This is a genomic window from Dyadobacter sp. HNCC25DJ187, from assembly GCF_056895255.1.
In genome coordinates this window covers 1-809 of the sequence record NZ_JBXHAT010000012.1, presented here as the reverse complement: position 1 = coordinate 809, position 809 = coordinate 1, and the positions used below count along the sequence as shown (strand labels likewise).

The 809-nt window shown below is 45.1% G+C and carries 1 protein-coding gene; it reads left to right on the top strand.

Features of this window, described 5'->3' with window-relative positions:
- Positions 1-809 (top strand): T9SS type B sorting domain-containing protein (locus AC1XUE_RS25770; protein WP_483358872.1); only part of this gene is annotated, 809 nt, incomplete at both ends.

Here is an 809-nt window from a genome sequence, read left to right as displayed (position 1 = left end):
GGTGCCGCAATTCCTACCAATATCAGGCTCAACTGGTCGGCCCTGGTACCGTGGAACAACAATGGTACTGTTCACAGGATATACAGAGAAGACAAAGACAACCCCGGAACATTTAACAGGATCGATGATCTCACCACACAAGCTGGACAGCCATTTACCTATATCGATGATGGTACTGACAAATTCCCCGGCGATGGCACCATTAACGTAACCATCTCAAAGGAAACATCTTACTGCTATAAAGTAGAAACTCTGGGATCTTACAACGACAGACAGATCAAACCGGATAATCTGCTGAACTTCTCGCAGATTATCTGTCTGACAGCTTCGGATACCACAAGACCTTGTCCACCCGTACTCGACATTGATCAGCTCGATTGTGCAGAACTTAATAAAACGCCGGAGATTTTCTGTAACCAGACTTCCTTCACCAACAACCTCTCATGGACTTATCCGCAGGAATGTGATCAGAACCTGAATGCTTACAGGGTTTATTATGCAAGATATGAAGGGGACACGCCAGCACTGGTAGGAACAGTTACAGCTCCCCCTATTCCACTTGCAACTACTTTTGCACACAATGGGCTTACATCGTTTGCAGGTTGTTATTATGTCACAGCGGTCAATAGTTTCGGGGTGGAAAGCGCACCGAGCAACATCGTATGCAAAGACAATTGTCCTATGTATGTGCTCCCCAATGTTTTTACACCAAATGGTGACAACAAAAATGACATCTTCAAACCATTTGACTGTCCCGCTTTCGTACAGTCTGTAGAATGCAAAATATTCAACAGATGGGGCACACAGGT